2 protein-coding genes are annotated in these 1,214 nt (G+C 74.4%); one reads left to right on the plus strand and one right to left on the minus strand.

Annotated elements, in window-relative coordinates; genetic code table 11:
• Positions 1-7: 7 nt before the first annotated feature.
• Positions 8-526 (plus strand): Lrp/AsnC family transcriptional regulator, encoded by a 519-nt coding sequence (locus AB0K09_RS33575; RefSeq protein ID WP_366069167.1) that lies wholly within the window; start codon positions 8-10, stop codon positions 524-526.
• Here the strand turns inward: AB0K09_RS33575 and AB0K09_RS33580 are convergent.
• Positions 471-1,214 (minus strand): SbcC/MukB-like Walker B domain-containing protein (locus AB0K09_RS33580; protein ID WP_366069166.1); only part of this gene is annotated, 744 nt, incomplete at its 5' end. The genes AB0K09_RS33575 and AB0K09_RS33580 overlap by 56 nt on opposite strands.

Below are 1,214 nucleotides of genomic sequence, written 5' to 3' on the forward strand. Positions count from 1 at the left end.
GGTCAACCTGGGCCTGGCCAAGGCCACGCTGAGCGATCTGCCCGACGACGCGCGCGCCACCGACTGGCGCATCCTGGACGCCCTGCAGAACAACGGGCGTGCGGGATTCGCCGAATTGGCGCGCACCGTGAACATGTCCTCCAGCGCCGTGACCGAGCGCGTCCGCCGGCTTGAGGAGGCGGGGATCATCGGCGGGTACACGGCCGTCCTGGATCCCGAGAAGCTGGGGATGCCGGTGCTGGCCTTCGTGCGGCTGCGCTACCCCAACGGCAACTACAAGCCGTTCCACGATCTGCTCGCGACGACGCCCGAGGTGCTGGAGGCGCACCACGTCACCGGCGACGACTGCTTCGTGCTGAAGGTGACGGCGCGGTCCATGCGTCACCTGGAGGAGGTCGCGGGCAGGATCGGCGCGCTCGGGTCGGTGACCACGAGCGTCGTCTACTCCTCCCCGCTCCCCCGGCGCGCCCTCAGCCGGCAGCCGCGCCCGTCCGGTGCCGAACGGCCGAGCCCGACCGGCTCTTGACGACCTCCAGCCGGGCGGGGACGCGCCGCCGGAGGTCGGCGACGTGGCTGACGATGCCGACGGCGCGGTCCCGCTCGCGCAGCGCGTCCAGGACGTCCAGCACCTCGTCGAGGGTCTGTTCGTCGAGGCTGCCGAAGCCCTCGTCGATGAAGAGGGTGTCGAGCCGGGTGCCGCCCGCCTCCTCGGTCACGACGTCGGCCAGGCCGAGGGCGAGGGCGAGCGAGGCGAAGAAGGTCTCGCCGCCGGAGAGCGTGGCGGTGTCCCGCTCGCTGCCGGTCCAGGCGTCGACCACGTGCAGCCCGAGGCCGGAGCGGCCGCGGCCGCTGCCGCGGGCGTCGGAGTGCACGAGCGTGTAGCGGCCGGCCGACATGCGCCGGAGGCGGGCGGTCGCGGCGGCCGCGACCTGTTCGAGCCGGGCGGCCAGGACATAGGACTCCAGACGCATCTTGCGTTCGTTGCGCGCGGAGGTGCCGGCGGCGAGCGTGGCCAGGCCCGCGACGCGGTGGTGTTCCGCGCGCAGCGGCGCGAGCCGGCGGGCGTCGGCGACGGCCTGGGCGGAGAGCCGGTCCAGTTCCTCGCAGCGGGTGCGGGCGGCGGCCGCCAGCCGCTTCTGGTACGCCCGGAAGGCCCGCACCACGCCGGAGGCGAGCGCGCCGGCCTCGTCGCCGTCCAGCTCCTCGATCGGCTC

It is taken from the genome of Streptomyces sp. NPDC049577 (assembly GCF_040675635.1).
GTDB lineage: Bacteria > Actinomycetota > Actinomycetes > Streptomycetales > Streptomycetaceae > Streptomyces.